This window comes from Lysinibacillus sp. 2017, from assembly GCF_003073375.1.
Classification (GTDB): Bacteria; Bacillota; Bacilli; order Bacillales_A; family Planococcaceae; genus Solibacillus.
Window position 1 is genome coordinate 1940960 of record NZ_CP029002.1, and the last position, 19133, is coordinate 1960092.

General features: G+C 35.0%; 17 protein-coding genes and 1 other annotated feature. Of the genes, 11 read left to right on the forward strand and 6 right to left on the reverse strand.

The genetic code is table 11. From position 1 onward, the window contains the following. Positions 1-26: 26 nt before the first annotated feature. Both DCE79_RS09270 and DCE79_RS09275 read right to left on the reverse strand, forming a co-directional pair. The gene (locus tag DCE79_RS09270; RefSeq protein ID WP_108712779.1) at positions 27-1520 is read right to left on the reverse strand and encodes a vWA domain-containing protein; all 1494 of its coding nucleotides are present in this window, start codon (positions 1518-1520) and stop codon (positions 27-29) included. A 54-nt stretch (positions 1521-1574) separates the two neighbouring features. Continuing rightward, positions 1575-2693, reverse strand: a complete 1119-nt coding sequence (locus DCE79_RS09275; protein WP_108712780.1) for an AAA family ATPase — start codon at positions 2691-2693, stop codon at positions 1575-1577. 290 nt (positions 2694-2983) lie between these two features. On the opposite strand from DCE79_RS09275, the gene DCE79_RS09280 reads away from it, so the two are divergent. After that, a complete protein-coding gene (locus DCE79_RS09280; protein WP_108712781.1) occupies positions 2984-4918 on the forward strand; it encodes a right-handed parallel beta-helix repeat-containing protein in 1935 nt (644 codons plus the stop codon). A 229-nt stretch (positions 4919-5147) separates the two neighbouring features. After that, positions 5148-6056: an EamA family transporter gene (locus tag DCE79_RS09285; protein WP_108712782.1), complete on the forward strand. Its 909-nt coding sequence runs from the start codon at positions 5148-5150 to the stop codon at positions 6054-6056. Positions 6057-6141: 85 nt separating this feature from the next. Here DCE79_RS09285 and DCE79_RS09290 read toward each other — a convergent pair whose 3' ends face one another. Continuing rightward, positions 6142-7971, reverse strand: a complete 1830-nt coding sequence (locus DCE79_RS09290) for a dynamin family protein (protein WP_108712783.1) — start codon at positions 7969-7971, stop codon at positions 6142-6144. A gap of 243 nt (positions 7972-8214) precedes the next feature. On the opposite strand from DCE79_RS09290, the gene DCE79_RS09295 reads away from it, so the two are divergent. Continuing rightward, positions 8215-9648 (forward strand): SulP family inorganic anion transporter, encoded by a 1434-nt coding sequence (locus tag DCE79_RS09295; RefSeq protein ID WP_108712784.1) that lies wholly within the window; start codon positions 8215-8217, stop codon positions 9646-9648. An 11-nt stretch (positions 9649-9659) separates the two neighbouring features. Next, on the forward strand, positions 9660-10079 hold the full coding sequence (locus DCE79_RS09300; RefSeq protein WP_108712785.1) for a universal stress protein: 420 nt from the start codon (positions 9660-9662) through the stop codon (positions 10077-10079). 153 nt (positions 10080-10232) lie between these two features. Here DCE79_RS09300 and DCE79_RS09305 read toward each other — a convergent pair whose 3' ends face one another. Continuing rightward, entirely contained in the window at positions 10233-10790 is a 558-nt protein-coding gene (locus DCE79_RS09305; RefSeq protein ID WP_108712786.1) for a DNA-3-methyladenine glycosylase I, read from the reverse strand. 104 nt (positions 10791-10894) lie between these two features. Between DCE79_RS09305 and DCE79_RS09310 the strand changes: the two genes are divergently transcribed. The 6 genes from DCE79_RS09310 (at position 10895) to DCE79_RS09335 (ending at position 14893) form a co-directional block, all read left to right on the forward strand. Continuing rightward, a complete protein-coding gene (locus tag DCE79_RS09310) occupies positions 10895-11455 on the forward strand; it encodes a TetR/AcrR family transcriptional regulator (RefSeq protein ID WP_108712787.1) in 561 nt (186 codons plus the stop codon). Between the two features lie 11 nt (positions 11456-11466). Next, complete coding sequence (locus DCE79_RS09315; RefSeq protein WP_108712788.1) at positions 11467-11805, forward strand: DMT family transporter; 339 nt, start codon at positions 11467-11469, stop codon at positions 11803-11805. Then, complete coding sequence (locus tag DCE79_RS09320) at positions 11805-12119, forward strand: DMT family transporter (RefSeq protein WP_108712789.1); 315 nt, start codon at positions 11805-11807, stop codon at positions 12117-12119. The genes DCE79_RS09315 and DCE79_RS09320 overlap by 1 nt, the downstream gene beginning before the upstream one ends. 88 nt (positions 12120-12207) lie before the next feature. Beyond that, complete coding sequence (locus tag DCE79_RS09325) at positions 12208-13176, forward strand: TDT family transporter (RefSeq protein WP_108712790.1); 969 nt, start codon at positions 12208-12210, stop codon at positions 13174-13176. A gap of 88 nt (positions 13177-13264) precedes the next feature. Then, positions 13265-13837 (forward strand): YdcF family protein, encoded by a 573-nt coding sequence (locus DCE79_RS09330; protein WP_108712791.1) that lies wholly within the window; start codon positions 13265-13267, stop codon positions 13835-13837. 60 nt (positions 13838-13897) lie between these two features. Further along, positions 13898-14893, forward strand: a complete 996-nt coding sequence (locus tag DCE79_RS09335) for an LLM class flavin-dependent oxidoreductase (protein WP_108712792.1) — start codon at positions 13898-13900, stop codon at positions 14891-14893. 55 nt (positions 14894-14948) lie between these two features. Here DCE79_RS09335 and DCE79_RS09340 read toward each other — a convergent pair whose 3' ends face one another. Further along, a complete protein-coding gene (locus DCE79_RS09340; protein WP_108712793.1) occupies positions 14949-16538 on the reverse strand; it encodes a 2-isopropylmalate synthase in 1590 nt (529 codons plus the stop codon). Positions 16539-16627: 89 nt separating this feature from the next. Next, positions 16628-16865 (reverse strand) — a binding site (T-box leader). Positions 16866-16980: 115 nt separating this feature from the next. Next, positions 16981-17961, reverse strand: coding sequence for a GMP reductase (gene guaC, locus DCE79_RS09345; RefSeq protein WP_108714472.1), 981 nt, complete (start codon positions 17959-17961; stop codon positions 16981-16983). A 369-nt stretch (positions 17962-18330) separates the two neighbouring features. Here guaC and DCE79_RS09350 point away from each other — a divergent pair, with 369 nt between their 5' ends. Beyond that, positions 18331-19131: an SAM-dependent methyltransferase gene (locus DCE79_RS09350; RefSeq protein ID WP_108712794.1), complete on the forward strand. Its 801-nt coding sequence runs from the start codon at positions 18331-18333 to the stop codon at positions 19129-19131. The last annotated feature ends 2 nt before the right edge of the window (positions 19132-19133 follow it).

Consider the following 19133-nt stretch of genomic DNA (forward strand, 5'->3'; position numbering starts at 1 on the left):
CCATTTTGTTAAGAGTGAAACTTCAATTAAATAATAAATGCCTCGTCTGCTTCAAAAAGTTCATTAACTTCTATTACTCGCTCCGAAAACTTATTCACCACATTCAAATCAACCGCATTGTATAGATTCGTTAATACAATCGCAGTACATTCAAATTGCTTTTTCTTTTTTGTCTCATTAAATTCATCTATAAATTTTGAAGGTAAAAAACTGGAGCCATCTGTTACAAATAACACATCCGCTTCATTAAATTCACTTTGTACTAAAATATTCAACGATTCACGTAGCGGATGTTCATAATTCGTACCACCTGATAAAAAACTATTACTAAATTGAATAAGCTCTTGTGTAGTCGCTTGTCCCTTGCGAAAAATCTGCAATTCTCCTACTTGAGACGCAAAAGGAATAATTGCAAAATCCCGTTTTTGCTTTTTTGCAATCATTAACAGCGCAATACAAAATGCTTTGCTTTGTTCTTTCATCGATGTCATTGAACTACTTTCATCCATACAAATAATAATTGGACCCTTACCCTTTCTATCTTTCCCTTTCGTATCAAAGATAAACGTCTGTTGTTCACTATATCTTCTTAAAAAGTCAAGCTTACTATGTGGTAAAATATAGCTCGCGAGCTCTGTTGGCAATAGTCGTGAAACTTCTTGCCCTATCGTAATATTTTTTCTTTCCATTGTTTGTTTGTGTTTCGTTTTTTGCTTTTTCATCGCAATTCGTTTAAAACGACCGACCATATCTGCAATTTTTCTAAGTTCTTTATGTCCCCCTAGAATTTCGGCTAATTCAAATTGATCATTTAATGGTAAATTCTCAAACTTTTTGCCATCCATTGTTCCAACTGTAATAACTGCTTTTTTTGTATTTCGTACTTTGTCTTTATTGTTTTCGATCATTGAACCAATCATTTTATTCGTTAATTGCTGAATATATTCCCGAGATTGTTGTTCATTTCCCTTTAGTTGTTGGATAGCACTTTTTTTTCTTTCTTCATAAATCTGCTGTTGTCTTTTTAATGAGTCTATCATTGTTTGACTTAGCGCAGGTTCTTTCTGTTTTTTTCTAATTTCCTCTAACTGCTTTTCGGCAAATGCTTTGGAACGATGTGCATTCTGGTCATCATTTAATACACCTGATTTTTTCGCATCTTCTAAGGACTTTTTTAACTGATCTGCCATCCCTATTGCAGTTAATACACTTAATAATTCGTCCCCTTTTGTCAGCTGATGCCAACGACTATATTCCTCGTTATTAAGTAAGTTCGTTAAAAAATCAAATTGCATCCCATCCAGTTGCGTTGCTTCTTCCTTAAAACTTGGTTCGCGTGCATAAAATGCATACCAACTATCTCCTATTAAATTCGTAAATCCAGGAAGAAGTAGTTCACCTTCGATACAACTGTCTTTTAAGATTTTGGCCATTCTTAGTAACTCGTTAAATCGACTGTGGCTTGATGACTTAATTTGAAAAACGGATCGACTATAAAATACGGCAATATTATTTTCCATTGATGTCCCTCCTCACTTAAAAAACGGGTACTCCTTTTGAGGAATCCCGAATCTTTAAAATCCGATTACATCTGATGTCATTTGTAGCAAGCGTTTATGCATGTCTGTTTTTAAACTTTGTAATTCTGGACGATTAGGTACTTTGCGATTCATATTTTGTACTTCTAAAAATAATGTTTTCCCTTGCATCAGCAATTGACTAAGTTTTGTTCGAGTAAGTGGTGTTTTCGTTAACATCGTATTTTGTGCATTTAATAAAATCATTTCAAACTCCAATATAGTGCGATGGATAAATGCATCTACTGTGTCAAAGGCCGCTTCATTAATAATTTCCTGCGTTGCATTTTTTTGATCAATTGTTTCCCATAAAATATTTGCGAGTATGTTCAAGTCCTCTCGAAGTACTTGCGTTCGTCCTGCTAAGTAAGCTCTAGCTTTTAAAATGGCAAGCGATTGTTTAAAGCGACGATCAGATGGTCGAATACCTGCATCATGTAAAGATTGTCGGATTTTAGCAATCGTTTTATAAATGGTGTCTGAAATCCTTACCTTTGCGACATTCTCTTGATATTCATACAATTGTTGCATCGTCATTTTGGGGATTTCAATGGGCGATTGATCTTTTAACATGGCAATAAAAGAATCTTCTTCTCGAATATAATTCACTTCATATCGCAATAAAAAACGATCAAACAATGCCTCTAAGCCTTCCCCTTCTTCAATATATTCATTTGAAGAGCCAATGATTGTCATAAGGGGTGAAGGAATTGGAACGCCGTTATTATAGTAAACACGTTCATTGATTAAGGTTAATAAAGAATTTAATATCGCGGAATTGGCTTTGAAAATTTCATCTATAAATGAAAAATGAGCTTCTGGCAACATATTCGTAACATTTCGTTTATATACCCCTTGTTCTAGATCTTTCAGCGATAAAACCCCAAATAATTCCTCGGGTGTACTAAACGGCGTTAATAAATGTTGGAAATAATGGCTTCCCTCAACAATTTCACCTAGCATCGATGAAAGGACGCTTTTCCCTGTACCGGCTGGGCCAATAAACAATAAATGTTGCTTTGATAGAAGAGCAGTCAATAACGCTTCAATTTCTTCCTCTCGATCAAAAAAACGTTCATTTAATTTTTGTTGGATGAGTTGTAATTGTTTTGTCATCGCTTTTACTCTCCTTTCAAATAATAATTAAAAAATCCATTAAAATTTTGATATATTCCAATACTTTAGGATTCACTTCCTCTTCCCTCTTTAAACCTACTCTTGGCAATCATTTTATTCTTTCTCCTGTATTTTCATACTTATTTTCTCCATTGCCCGTACATAATATTGATTAATGCGTAGTTTTGTACACGAAATCATTTTAGTTATAAAAATTTTGAATAAATATGATTAAGTTTAGTTAATTACGTGCACATAGTAGGTAAAGCAAGTCAGCTAGGAGGAGTTTTATGGCGATAATTAAAGTGTCAACCTCTGTTTTTTCGAAATTCAAAACAGTAGAACGCGCATTACAAAAAGCGTTGCATGATGATGAAATTTTACTTGCAGCTGGTAAATATGTTGAAACAATAACGATTAAAAAACAGGTCACAATTACGGCAAAAGTAATGGATCACGTCTTTTTAGAAGGTGTGATTTTCATACCAAAAGCAAGTCATGTCACATTTAAAAATTTAACGATTCATCCAACAACCCAGCTTTTTGTTGAAGGTACGATTACATTAACTAACTGCACATTTATCGGTGCTGCCTCGAATGTTCTTTTATCTTTAAATAATGGACGTGCATTTGTTGAAAAATGTCATTTTAGTGGTGCAAGTGATGTCGGTGTCGTACTTATTAATCACAGTTATGCAGAATTTGAAAACTGTTATTTCGAAAACAACGAAAAATCTCATTTATTATTAGATCAATCCACGGCAATATTAAAAAATTGCGAGTTATTAAAATCTCAACACGCTATTTGGTTGAAATCTGATTCAAAAATAAACACTGAAAACGTGAAAATCCATCACCATAGTGGAACGCAAATTATCGTGCAAGATCAATCTACGTTCATTGATTATGGTAGTTCGATTGAGCATGGTGAAGGAAATGGACTTTTCGCTTCTGAAAAATCCATGATTGAACTAAATAGTACAGTCATACAGCATCATCAACTGCCTCAGCTATGGATTCAAAAGAGCCAATTGAATTTGTCTAATTGTCAAATTCAACACGGCAAGGAATCTGGCCTTATGCTGCGAGAGTTTTCTGAAGGAACAATTACGAATACATTATTTGCCTATCATAAAATCGCCAATGTTCAATTGACTTTAGAATCATTACTTAATATGACCGATAGTCAAATTCATAGCTGCCAAGGTGTTGGTGTACAAGTAAAAGAAAAATCCATTATCAATTTTATTAATACAACATTCGCTGATAATGTATTGCCGCAACTTTTCGTAACTGAAAAATCCATTTGCACAGTTAAAGAAGCTACCATTAAAAACGGGAAGCAAGTCGGAGTTTTTGTTGAAAAAGATGCTTCTTGTTCCATTGTTGATAGCCACATTATCAATCATGAAAATACTGCCATAACCGTAATAGGTGCTGAATTATTTATATTAGATTCGGACATTTCTCAAAATAAAGGCAACGGGATTTTAGTAGTCAATGAATCGACTGCTACGATTGAAAATTGTACTTTTAACGAAAATAATATGCCTCATATTGCTGGGAAGGAAAAAGCCTCTGTTTCAATTTCACAAAGCAAGTTTACTGGAGGAAAAAGCGTATTTATGGTTGAAAATTGTAGCTTAAACATTAAAGAGAGTGAGTTTTTAGATGGTACTGGGGTGCAAATTGAAATTGTTGGACAGACGAGGGCAACTATTCATAAAAGTAAAGTATCAGGTGGAAAGAGTAATGCCATCAAGGTGATGAAAGATGCGATGCTGCAAATTAGTGAAAGTCAAATTTCAACACATAAATTACCACAAATTGTCGTTAATGACAGTTCCATCATCTTTAAAAACAATGAATTATTACAGGGTGATAAAAATGGGTTTATTATCGAAAACCATTCTGAAGTACTGATTCAAGATTCGTTTATTTCTAATCACCGTTATCCACAAATTTGGATTGATTTGCATTCGACAGTTGATTTGAAGTCAACACAGCTTACAGAAGGTCAAGAATCCGATATTTATGTTCAAAATAATTCAACTGTCCATGCATCGAACTGCATTATTCAAAATGATAAATTCCAATTCAATATTCAAGCAGTCAATCATTCGAAAATTAATCTCGTTCAATCAACTGTCGGAAATTCTATAGGCGACACATTTTATAGTGAAAATAACAGTGAGATTACCCATAATTTAGATGAAGTAAACTAAACTTCGGCCCGAGTCTAACATGATTCGGGCCTTTTGCATTCCAAAATCTTATAAATAAACATATAAAAGTTTTCAACACGGGCTTTTTATGAGAAAATAGTTCGTTGGAAAGGAAGTAATTAAAACGAAGACTACGTTAACGAAAATCCCCCCAAACGATAATCTTGGGAGTCTACGAGATGAAGAAACACTGAGCAGCTAAATTTTATACAATATAAAGGAGTCCATTATGTGGTTTATTTTTGCTATACTCACTGCTCTATCATGGGGCTGTGCTGATTTATTTTATAAAAAGGGTTCAAATCCAGATGATAAGTTTAGTCACTTAAAAATTGTCATTATGGTTGGATTAGTAATGGGGATTCATGGTGTATTTTACATGGTTTCAAATAATTTGACTTTTGATTTTTTTGAAATGATTAGATATCTTCCTGTATCGTTTTTTTATATTTTATCCATGACTATTGGTTATATCGGATTGAGATACATAGCTTTGTCTATATCCTCACCTATTCAAAATTCTTCTGGTGTCATTACGAGTATTTTACTTTTCGCATTTTTCTCTTATTCGTTTAATTCATTAGAATTAACTGGAATATTCCTAATAACAGTTGGTGTAATTTTATTAGGTATACTAGAGCGTAAATACGAAATAAAAGAAATTAAAAACACGCTAACTAAAGAAGATAAGAAGTATCAAATTGGTTTTTTAGCAATTATGTTCCCTATTATCTATGCAATATTAGATGGTACAGGTACATTTTTAGATGGCGTTTATTTAGATGAAATGAAGCTAATTACTGAAGATAATGCATTATTAGCATATGAATTTACCTTTGCCATCTGTGCTGTCATTTCGTATATCTATTTACGAATGTTTAAGAAAATTAAAATTAACTTATTCAAGGAAAAAACGAAATTATCGGCTGCCCTATTTGAAACAGTTGGCCAATATTTCTATGTATTTGCGATGGCGAAGAATGCAATTATTTCTGCCCCATTAATTGCTTCATATAGTATCTTCTCAATTATCTTATCGAGACTATTTTTGAAGGAAAAATTAACTAAGGTACAGTATTTAGTAATTGTGATGGTTATGTTAGGTATTATACTTTTAGGGGTATCTGACGAATTATAAGGAAAAGAGACTAATCTTTAGATTAAATCCAATGATTAGTCTCTTTTTATATGGATTAATATTCACGTACTTCGGGGCTTTTGTATTACATATTAATCAGCTGTGGTAATTCAGGTAAATCCGATTTTACATCATTTTCTGTTAAACTTAGCCCCATCAATTTATATTTCGATTCAAATTCTAACTGCGCCATTAAATCATTTGACTCACCAATATTTAATCGTTTATACAATGCTTGATGCGTCAAATCAACCGCGCAAATGCATTCAATCGTATTACGAATATGTACCTTTTCCTGCTCCATTAAAGGTAAATCCCCTTCAAACAAGTTGGGAACGACCGCATCACGTAAAAATGCTTGTGCTTCTACAATACAATTAAATTCCGTTAATTTATTCGCATACGATTTCAAATAAATTCGTTCATTTTCACGTTGTAAGTTTAAATCACTAACTTGATTAATAATGGACTTCAAACGCATTGCAGCTAATTCATTTAAACGATTTTGTACTGTATATAAGTTTTTACATACAAATTGCTCGTACTTTTTAATAAGCTCCATTTTGTCCTGACATTGCTGTTGCAACTTGTTTAATGACTGAATACGATCTAATGTCACATGATCTAAAGCATCTGCGTTTATTGGAATAATTAGTGCATTGCCCGTCAATTTTTTATATTGCTTTTCTAGACGTGTAAATTCCATTGAATAATCAACATGCAATTTACGATAATCACGCACATTCTTTTGATACATTATCGCAATCTCTTCGAACTTTTCAACAAGCGGATCGCGCAAATATAAATCTCCAGCTAGTTTTTGAAGCAATTGATACAAAGTTTGTACTTCTTTAAACACCTTACTTACATTTTGGTATTCATCTTCGTATGAGGCGATTAACGCTAAATCACGTTGTTGGCGAGTAAACTCGAATTCCAAGTCCGATGAGTAACGTTCAACATTTTCAAATGCCGATATATACGGCTCGCGCGAAGGAATGATTTCAATTTCTTTGCGTAAGCGTTCCAGCCAATGAACAAATAACTCCGTTACATGACGTGTTTTCTTTTCCTGGTTGTTCACTAATCGATAAATTAATTGCGTCAGTTCGGTAATTTTTGAATCGATTAAAATTTGAGAATCATTTGTTTTACGTGCTTGCATTGCTAATAACGCAGAAACAGCAACCGTTTTACCAATTTTATCACCGTATCGTTCTTTTTCAGATGCAATAAATTGATGGACGTTTTTAGTAGCTTCATCAATGCCATTAACAATTAAATGTGGCTTATGACCAAATGATTGTAATTTATTTAAGAAATTAGTTTCGTCTTCTGTCGCTACTGAGCCATTTCGTAAAACCCAAAAAATTTCATCGACACGTTGTAAAATCGAATGTGAGAAATAAGCAGTGTTATTAGGACCTACTTCAAGCGCTGTTGAATCAATAATCGTTACACTCTTTAACAAATCGTGTTTAATATATACCTCTATGTAATCTAAGTGCTCGCGAATAATTTGCGCACTAAATGTATCCGAAACGGTTAGTAAATGTAATTTTGAAATATCAAATGTTGCAACCATACCGTCTAAAAAGATTGCTTTAATGCACTCTTCCTCGCCATAACGTAAAAATGTATTTGTATTTGTTGGCAGATTGGTATGATCTTCTAATAAAGCACGTCCTATTAGACTATTAATTAAGGTTGTTTTACCTACTCGTTCTTTCCCTAAAATAAGTATGATTGGTTGGCTTTCCGCATCATCGATAATTCGTTTTAAACGTCTTGTCGTATCTTTTACGTATGAATTTTGCGATAAAATAACATGTAACGGTTTTAGACGTTCTATTAATTGCTCTAATGGTGAGGTATCATCTATCGTGTTTTGCTGGGTGTTTTGTATTTCAGTCATCTGCCTAACCCCTTCAACTGTTTAATACTTCTATTATACGCATTCCTATTTTTTCTTGAATATGGAAAAATGAGTTTCCTGGTAAATTGAGACATGTGACATAGACATAAAATTCATAAATAGGAACAAATACATATAGTTAACTAGAATTTGTGCGATGATTATTACAATTAAATGAATAACGTCTTGCTCAATATAGTTGTCATGATATGATAGAAAAAGATTAAAAGAAGGAGTTTTTGTATGTATAGTTTACGTGAGCAATGGTTCGGAAATGTACGTGCAGATGTATTAGCAGGACTTGTTGTTGCACTCGCACTTATCCCTGAAGCAATTGCTTTTTCTATTTTAGCAGGAGTAGATCCAATGGTCGGCTTATATGCGTCCTTTGTCATTGCCGTGACGATCAGTTTTGTTGGTGGACGACCTGCCATGATTTCCGCCGCAACAGGTGCGATGGCCATCGTTATCGTTACACTTGTAAAAGACCACGGGTTGCAATATTTATTGGCAGCAACGGTTTTAACGGGTCTTATTCAAATTCTATTTGGCGTGTTTAAAATCGCTCGATTAATGAAGTTCATTCCAAATGCTGTCATGATTGGTTTTGTAAATTCTTTAGCCATTTTAGTATTTATCGCACAAACCCCACATTTCATTGGGGGAAGTTTAATGACTTGGTTATTTTTACTGCTGACGATTGTATTAATCTATGCCATTCCTTATGTTATTAAAGGGATACCCGCGCCACTTATTGCAGTTGTCATTTTATCGATTGTAGCTGTATATTCTGGTATTAATTTAAAAACCGTTGGCGATATGGGCACTATCAGTCAGTCGTTACCTTCATTTTTGATTCCTGATATTCCTTGGACATTTGAAACACTGATGATTATTTTACCCTATTCGTTAGCACTTGCTGTCGTTGGTCTTGTAGAATCGCTACTTACTGCATCGATTTTAGATGATATGACGACTAGTGATAGTGATAAAAATAAAGAAGCGCGTGGACAAGGAATTGCCAATGTGATTAATGGTTTCTTTGGTGGTATGGCTGGCTGTGCTATGATTGGGCAATCCGTTATTAATGTCAAATCAGGTGGTCGCGGTCGCTTATCAACATTTGTTGCTGGTGCGTTTTTAATGTTTTTAATTTTAGTGTTAGGCGATTTTGTTGTACAAATACCTATGCCGGTTTTAGCAGGTGTTATGATTGTTGTATGTATCACTCAATTTGATTGGCATTCATTTAAATACGCTGTTACTGCACCGAAAAAAGATGTGTTTGTCATGCTATTAACAATAGTCGTCGTTCTCTATACACATAACTTAGCAATCGGTGTTGTCGCAGGAATTGTCGTTAGTGCGCTATTTTTCGTTAATGAAATTTCACGGGTTAAAGTAACTCAAAACGGCGCTACATTTAACGTTACTGGCCAGCTATTCTTCGCTTCAACGGAAAGCTTTGTGAACTACTTTAAATCACAAACAATTAATGAGACTTCCATTATTATTAACTTTGAAAATGCAAAAGTATGGGACGATTCAGCTGTTGGTTCTTTATTAAAGGTTAAGGATCTTTTAAAGGCGAAAGGTATTACAATTACCTATAAAGGAATAGATGAATCTGGTAAGCAGTTAATGAGAAAATTAACGGGCAATACAATGATTGATTAGGGGGAATTGGCATGTATCCACATATTTTACTTGCTGCAGATGGCTCAGAAAATTCAATTCGTGCGGCAAAAGAAGCATTAAAAATCGCGAAATGTGGCGATAAAACAAAGGTCACTATTTTATTTGTCATTGATGTAGAAAAAGTAAAAACCGAAGTACTTCATGCGCAATCCATAGATAGCTTATATATGGAGCGACGCCAAAAGTTAGTGCCCATTGAACAACTTTTTGAATCGGAAAATTTGAATTTTAACGTTCAGATGACACACGGGACACCTGGTCCTGAAATTATTAAATTTGCGAATACACAGAATGTTGATTTAGTCATTATCGGCAGTCGTGGATTAAATGGTTTGCAAGAGATGGTATTAGGTAGCGTTTCCCATAAAGTGATGAAACGTGTCAACTGTCCTGCCATGCTAGTCAAATAAAGAAACTCTTCACAAATTTATAATTTCCTTAACAATAAAAATAAGCGGTTCACTTCAATTATAATGAAGTGAACCGCTCTTTTAATTACTTCTACAACATGTTCAAAACCAATAAGATGTTCCTGCCAGTCATTTATGCTTTATGAATCGCAATTACTTTTGACGACAATGGCAATTGAGCGTATGATCATTCACCATTCCTACCGCTTGCATAAAGGAATAGCAAATCGTGCTCCCTACAAATTTAAAGCCGTCTTTTTTTAATTGCTTGCTCATATGGTCACTTAATTCAGTTGTGATAGGCATATCTTTAATGGTTTCCCAATGATTTATAAGGGGTTTTCCATCAACAAATGACCAAATATAATTTGAGAATGAACCATGCTGTTGTTGGATTTTTAAATAGCTTTCTGCATTCGTTTTGACACTTGCAATTTTTAGTCGATTACGAATAATGCGTTCATCTTCCTTTAGTGCGGCTAATTTTGCATCATCATAAAGGACAATTTTTTTAGCGTCAAAATTATCAAAGGCAGCGCGATATCCTTCACGACGTTTTAGGATCGTTAACCAACTTAGTCCTGCTTGAGCCCCTTCTAAACAGATCATTTCAAATAATTGTTGATCATCTGAAATCGGTACGCCCCATTCTTCATCATGATATTTCACATATATTGGTTCATCTAATTTTACCCATGAACATCGTTCCATACACTCACCTCGTTTTAAGATAGCTTCACTGTAAAGTATCTTTCTTGTATTCGCAATGACAATATGATAAATTCTAACTGACGAACGGTAGGAAGGTGAATGATATGACAAAAAATCAAATTATGGAAGCGGCTTTATTTAATTTTGGCGAGCATGGCTATAATGGTGGGTCATTAGCACAAATTGCCGAACAAGTTGGCATTAAAAAGCAATCGATTTATACGTATTTTAAAAGTAAGGACGAAATTTATTTAACAATTGCCAAAAATGCGATGCAAACTGAGCTCGATTTTATGAAACAATCCATTGAAGCTAGGATGAATGAGTCATTAAATTCTGGTTTATTTCCATTATTAACGGTCATACAGCAACGATTTTCTGAAAAAGCGAGTACGAAATTTTTTATTACTTCAACATTTTTAACACCAAAACATTTAGAAAATCCTTTATTAGAACAAACGTATTTTTATTTAGATTCATTAGAAGTATTATTTATTCGTTATTTCGAAGCACAGCCAATTACAGTTTCTCCTGAAATAGCGGCAAATAGCTTTTTAGCAATACTTGATAGTCTATATGTCGAAATGTTATATGGTGGCGAAGCGAGATTTGAAAAACGTTTACAAGCCTGTTGGCACGTATTCTATCGAGGAATAACAAATTGAGGTGAAGAATTTTGACAAAATATTGGATTCTTGTTTTATTAGCAGGCCTTATTGAAATTATTTGGGCAATGGGTTTAAAATACGCAACGTCTATTTGGATGTGGGCAGGTGTAGTTGCACTTATTGTCCTCTCCTTTTATATTTTAATCATTGCAACAGAGAAGTTACCCGTTTCTACGGTTTATGCGGTTTTCACAGGTATTGGTACTGCAGGCACCGTCATTGTTGAAACAGTATTATTTAACGAACCATTCAGCCTTTCAAAAATCGGCTTTATCGCCCTATTACTTTTAGGTGTTATTGGACTGAAACTCCTTACAAATGAGCCTAAAGAAACGAGGGATGCATAATGGCTTGGGTCTATTTAATTTTTGCGGGTCTTTTTGAAGTCGGCGGCGTAATTGGCATGAATAAAGTTGCACAAAAAAAATCGATTGCTAACTTTTCCTTTTTATTTGGTTCCTTTATTTTTAGTTTTACTCTATTAGCTTTCGCAATGAAAACATTGCCGATGGGTGTCTCCTATGCGGTCTGGACAGGTATCGGTACAGTTGGCGGAACATTAATTGGTATGTTTGTTTATAACGAATCAAAAGATTGGAAAAGAATTTTGTTTATTTCGTTTATAATCATTGCAGTTGTCGGATTAAAGGTAACGCAGTAAGATAGATGAGTAATTATAATACGCGAAATGACAAATTAATTTGCGTTTTTCATTCTAAAAAAGCGTTACTATATTCGGAGGAACATATATGCACAAGTTATTTAAAGTTATTCCGATTCCAATGAGTGGTCTTATGCTCGCTTTCATTTCACTAGGCAATTTACTAAATTTGATTGACTATAGCCTTTTAGGAAATATTGCATTTTTCATTGGGATCCTTTTATTTATTTTATTGATTGGCAAAATTATATTTGCTTTTACATCTTTCAAACAAGAAATGCAAAATCCTATAATTGCATCTGTATCTCCTACTTTTACGATGGGTACGATGTCTCTGAGTAGTGGTTTACATGCCTACAACGTGGCTAGTTGGTTTATTCATTCGTTATGGCTTGTAGCTGCAATTGGACAAGTCGTCATTATTGTTTATTTTGTTAAAACATTTATTTGGAAAAAACATGTTACGATTTCGACTATTTTTCCAAGTTGGCTCATTCTATTTGTTGGTACTGCCGTTATGCCTTTAACAGCTGGCGACCTGTCGAGCATGTTGACAAAGTTCATCGTAATTTTTGCGATAGTTGCCTTTCTCATTTTGGTTCCTATTATCATTACGCGCGGCTTTATTCGCAAAGACTTACCTGAGCCAACCATTCCAATGCTGACGATTTTAACAGCTCCTGCATCATTGAGTTTAGCTGCCTATTTAAAACAATTCGATGGTAGTGTTGCGATTGCCATCACTTTGTTTATTATCGCTCAATGTTTATTTATACTGGTGTTAACAAAATTACCGAGTGCGTTAAAGCTCCCCTTTTATCCAAGCTACGCGGCTTTTACGTTCCCATTAGTTATTACCGCGACAGCTACACATGCTCTCGTTCCATTTTTAGAAAGTCATCAAATGAGCTATTCATGGTTACCCGCTTTAGCAACATTCGAACTGATTTTTTCAGCGCTAATTGTTTGTTATGTATTCTTCCGTTATATCAATTATTTAGTATTCCAATTAAAAGAGCAGCGAGTTAAGGAACGTTCAAAAGAACAAATAGCATAAATGTAGGGCATCTTATTTAAACGTAAGATGCCTTTTTTAGAAACTTTCCCTACTTTCTATTCGTAGTAGTTAATAAGAGGTGATACATATGAAAAATTGGTGGATAGGTTTAATTGGAATCCTTGTTATTGTACTTACTTTATTCTTTTGGCTTGGCTACGAAATTAAACAAGGAACAAAAAATACAGCGGACGGGACGAATGATTATGCCATCGTGTTAGGAGCCAAAGTAAAACCTGGTGGTATTCCTTCGTTATCATTAGCGAATCGATTGGACGTTGCTGCGGCGTATTTACAAGAGCATCCACATGTGAAAGTCATCGTTTCAGGTGGTCAAGGTGAGGATGAAGATCGAACGGAAGCTTCTGTTATGCACGATGTATTAGTTGAAAAAGGAATTGACCCTGGTCGCATTTTAATTGAGGATAAGTCGACATCTACCTATGAAAATTTACTTTTTTCAAAAGAGTTACTTCCTAACGACATAACGGCCATCACCATTATTTCAAACGACTTCCATTTACGTCGTGCTACCTTTTTGGCGAATAAGTTAAATCTACAGGCAGACATTATCGCTGCCCCAACACCTACTGTGGTAAAGGCTAAATCACATTTACGTGAACGCTTGGCATTATTAAAAACATTTATCGTAGGTCAATAATTTTACATTTCTCCTCTTTTTCGCTATGTTAAAATAGAAATGTAAAATGGGGTGAACATTATGAAATTAAGTATTTTAGATCAGGTACCTATTTCTAAAGGAATGACTTCAACTGAAGCTTTAGCAAATAGTGTGAAACTTGCACAGCTTGGTGATGAATTAGGCTACGAACGTATGTGGTTAGCAGAGCATCACAATTCATCAACACTCGCAAGTTCTGCACCAGAAATAACAGCTGCCTATTTGGCTGCGAAAACGAATCGTATCCGTCTTGGTACGGGTGGTGTCATGATGATGCACTATTCACCACTAAAAATTGCAGAAGTGTTTAAAACACTCGCTGCTTTAGCACCAGGTCGTATTGACTTTGGTGCAGGTCGAGCTCCTGGTGGTGACGGTGCTGCGATGACCGCGCTTGCTAGTGGACGCCGACCAGAAATGACAGAGCAATATGACAAGCTTGAAATTATCTTACGATTAATGAATGAACAACAGACTGGTGAAACAATTTATGATAATGTTGTCGCTACACCGTTCAAAGTGCAACTTCCACAAGCTTGGTTACTTGGTTCAAGCGGCCAAAGCGCAAGACAAGCTGGTGCAGCAGGTGTTGGCTATTCTTTTGCTCAGTTTTTCAACGGACAAATGTCAAAGGCCATTTTCGATGCTTATCGAACTTCATTCAAACCTTCTTACTATATGGCGAACCCTGAAATTATTACGACGTATGCTATAAGTGTTGCAGAAACGTCAGAAGAAGCGGAATATTTATCAATGCCGATGCAAATTTCACGACTCAATTTAATGCGCGGTAAATTGATCAATGTTCTATCACCAGAAGAAGCCAATGATTACTCATTAACTGAAATGGACAAAATGATTTTAGAACAAAATCGTCCGTTAATGCTTATCGGCTCAGCTGAAGAAGTAGCCACTCAGATTTTAGAAGAGCAAGCTTATTACGGCTTTGATGAGGCGATGATCAATTGTAATTTATTTTCGATTGAACAGCGCCTGACTAGTTACCGATTACTAGCAGAGCAATTACTTAAATAAAATAAAAATCCGCAGAATGTTCTCGTTCTGCGGATTTTTAATACTAAGATTCAATTTATACCGTCGCAATCTCTCCTATAGTTTGTGGATTGAATTGTGCAACAATAATACTATTAATTGCATTAATATAAGCTAATGCTGAAGCTTTTAAAATATCAGTATCGGCTGCTTTGGCGATGTATTTTTCACCTTCATGTTCGACGATAATTTTTACTTTACCAAGTGCTTCTTGACCACGAGACACCGAACTAATATTATACTCAATTAGCTTCACATTAATTTTTGTAATATCCGCAATTGCTGAGTACAACGCATCAATTGGACCCGATCCAACAGCACTCGATTTGAACGTTTCTTCGCCTTTGCGAATTTTCACACTTGCTGATGGGAATGCCGTATTTGAAACAACTTGTAAATCTTCAATATCATAAAACTGATCTGAATACGTTTGTTTATTCGGATTATTTTTCTCCGTTTTTTCGTAATAGCTTTCAACAATAACATATAAGTCATGATTGTATACTTCTTTTTTCGAATCTGCTAGCTTTAAGAACCCTTCGAAAATACCTTCAAACTCTTCTTCTGCAAAATCTTTAAATCCAAGTTTCGATAATGCATTTTTTACTGCATGTCGACCTGAACGTGCTGTTAAGACAAGTTCCATATCATTTAAGCCGACATCTTCAGGATGCACAATTTCATAGGCATCACGTGATTTTAATAACCCGTCTTGGTGAATGCCTGATGAGTGTGCAAATGCATTATCACCAGTGATTGCTTTATTCACTTGAACATCAAGGCCCATGAAGCTTGATACAAGGCGTGATGTGTTCATAATTTCTTTCGTATTAATATCTGTAAATACATCATATACATCACCACGTGTTTTTATAGCCATCACAACTTCTTCTAATGCGGCATTCCCTGCACGCTCACCAATCCCATTAATCGTACATTCCACTTTATCAGCACCGTTTTTAATCGCTGCTAATGTATTCGCAGTCGCCATTCCTAAATCATTATGACAGTGCACAGAAAGTAGTACAGAGTCATCTAGATTTTTCATGCGATAATTTAATTTCGCAATCATTTCGCCCCATTGCTCTGGCTCAGCATAACCGACCGTATCTGGTACATTAATCATTGTTGCGCCAGCTTTCATGACGGCTTCGATTGTTTTCCAAAGATATTCAAAATCAGAACGAGAAGCGTCTTCTGTTGAATATTGCACTTGTGGCAGCAATGATTTTGCATACTTCACTGCATCCACACCAATTTGCAGTATTTGATCTTTTGATTTACTGAATTTCTTTTCAACATGAATATCCGACGTACCTAGAACCATATGAATCATCGGATTTTGTGCATGCTTCACTGCATTGTATACCGAATCAATGTCATTTTTGACCGCACGTGCTAAAGCGGTAATCATGATATCTGATGTATTCCCTACCTTTTGTGCCACAGCCTGCACTGCATCAAAATCACCTTGTGAAGATGCTGGAAAACCTGCTTCAATAATATCGACGCCCAATTTTTTTAGTTGTTGAGCAATCTCTACTTTTTCATATAAATTTAATTTTGCTCCTGGCACCTGTTCCCCATCACGTAACGTTGTATCAAACACCCAAATTTTTCTACTCATTTTACAAAACTCCTTTTCTTATTAATTTTGAATTTTTAGTCAATAAAATTTACAAAAATAAAAACCCCGCCTCATCGAATATTACATTCGATAGAGACGAGGTTGAACTCGCGGTACCACTCTAATTTGAACGGGCATTGCTGCACTCGTTCCACTTTACGACAGAAATTCTGTCTTGCCTGTTAACGAAAGGCATCCGACTTCCCTACTAAAATTTCGGGTCATACGCTCCTGGACGAGTTCAATCGATGTATCCACCAGTTTACACCAACCACTGGCTCTCTTTAGATATACAAGCAATCTACTACTTCCATTCAAAGCTTTAATGTTCTCTTGAATGCAAGTTTATCGAGTTCAAGTACAGAAGTCAATAGTTTTCTGAAAATTTATAATTTAAAAACAATTATCCTAATTCGGTGTGGTTGAACACTTACTGTTAAGGTTAAATACGGTCGCCATTGAAAATTGAATTTTTTACAACGACATAATCAACAGTACGAATTGATGCTAATGTTTTACCACCTGCATAAGAAATCGAAGACTGTAAATCTTGTTCCATTTCAGTTAATGTGTCCATTAATGAACCTTTGTAATCTACGTACATTTTCTTACCTTCAACATTTTTACGTTCGCCTTTTTGGAACTCAGATGCTGAACCGAAGTATTCCTTCATTTTTTTGCCGTCTACATCAACTGTTTTACCAGGTGATTCATCATGACCTGCAAATAATGAGCCAATCATAACCATTGTTGCACCGAAACGTACAGACTTCGCGATATCCCCGTTTGTGCGAATTCCACCATCTGCAATAATCGGTTTAGATGCAGCTTTTGCACACCAACGAAGTGCCGCTAACTGCCAGCCACCTGTACCAAAGCCCGTTTTAATTTTGGTAATACATACTTTACCAGGACCAATGCCGACTTTCGTTGCATCCGCGCCAGCATTTTCTAATTCGCGCACAGCTTCTGGAGTCCCTACATTACCTGCAATGACAAAGCTGTTTGGTAAATGTTTTTTAATATGACCGATCATGTCAATAACTTGATTTGAATGTCCATGAGCAATATCGATTGTAATAAACTCTGGTGTTAGCTGTTCATCCTTTAATTGTTCAATGAATGTATATTCTTCATCTTTTACCCCAACTGAAATCGATGCAATATAACCCTTCGCTTGCATATCACGAATAAATTGCACACGTGTTTCTGGATTAAAGCGGTGCATAATGTAGAAGTAACCGCCTGCTGCTAATTTTTCAGCAACATTTTCATCAATAATTGTTTGCATATTGGCTGGAACAACTGGCAATTTAAATGTATGACCACCTAAAGTAACCGTTGCATCACATTCTGTACGACTTTTTACAATACACTTCGCAGGTACTAATTGAATATCCTCATAATCAAAAACTGTATCCATCATTTTCAAACACTCCTAAACACGAACATTTTTTATTTTTTTATTTAAATCATTCGCCATTAGGTACTTTACAAGAAAATGAAAACGGTGTCAATATAAATTCCCATTTATTTTTAAATTTTATCAAAAAAATATTATTTTATTCTAAAAATTCATAATGAATCGCACAATAATTCTGCAAGATTTACCTTTAATTATTGCGCTATTATTTCGAATAATGTTTTAATAGTATATAGAAAAGTGAAGGAGTCGATGAATTGATGGTAGTTTTAAATTTCACAACAAAAACAAAAGGTTATTTGAGCGTGAATTAATCGAAAGAGTCGCTCAAATACGTTGAACAATTCAAACAACATTGGAGCGAAAAAAATGGATAACTTATTACAATGCATGAAAATTGTCGGGGATGATACGATTCAGCGAACGCAATTAAAGCATCGATTACAGCTGGTTAAAGCGTTTGAAATCGAAAAAGGTATGAAAGTCTTAGAAATTGGCTGTGGCCAAGGAGATACCACTGTTGCCCTTGCTGATGCAGTTGGTGAACACGGTCACATACTAGCAATTGATATTGCACCGCGTAATTATGGTGAGCCTGTGACACTCGGCGAAGCTACCGATACGATAAAACAATCAGCACTAGGTGAACGTATTACTTTCCAATTTGAAACAGACTTTTTAAACCTTGAATTATCCGAGTCCTATGATGTGGTTGTACTATCGCATTGTTCTTGGTATTTTAAAAACCCTGATATGCTTTTACACTATTTCAAAAAAATAAAAACATTGGCAAAACGTATTTGTTTTGCTGAATGGGATTTAGACTACACCCTTATTCCGCAACGTGCTCATTTTTGTGCAGCAAATATTTTAGCTTTATATGCTGCGTTTTATGAAGACGACGGCAATATTCAAAATTTATTTCATAAAACACAAATAAAACACTTGTTAATCGATGCAGGTTTTACAATGGCGCACGAACAAACTGTTGATGCGACCTATTTACAAGATGGTGGCTGGGAAATCGATTTTGCCAATTATGTATTAGAACAGTTCAAACAAACCCCAACACCTATTCACACATTAGTCCAAAGCTTTGCGCATTTAATGAATGATCAAACAACTGGAATTTTATCGTTAAATAGTTTTGTAATTAGTGCACATTCATAATT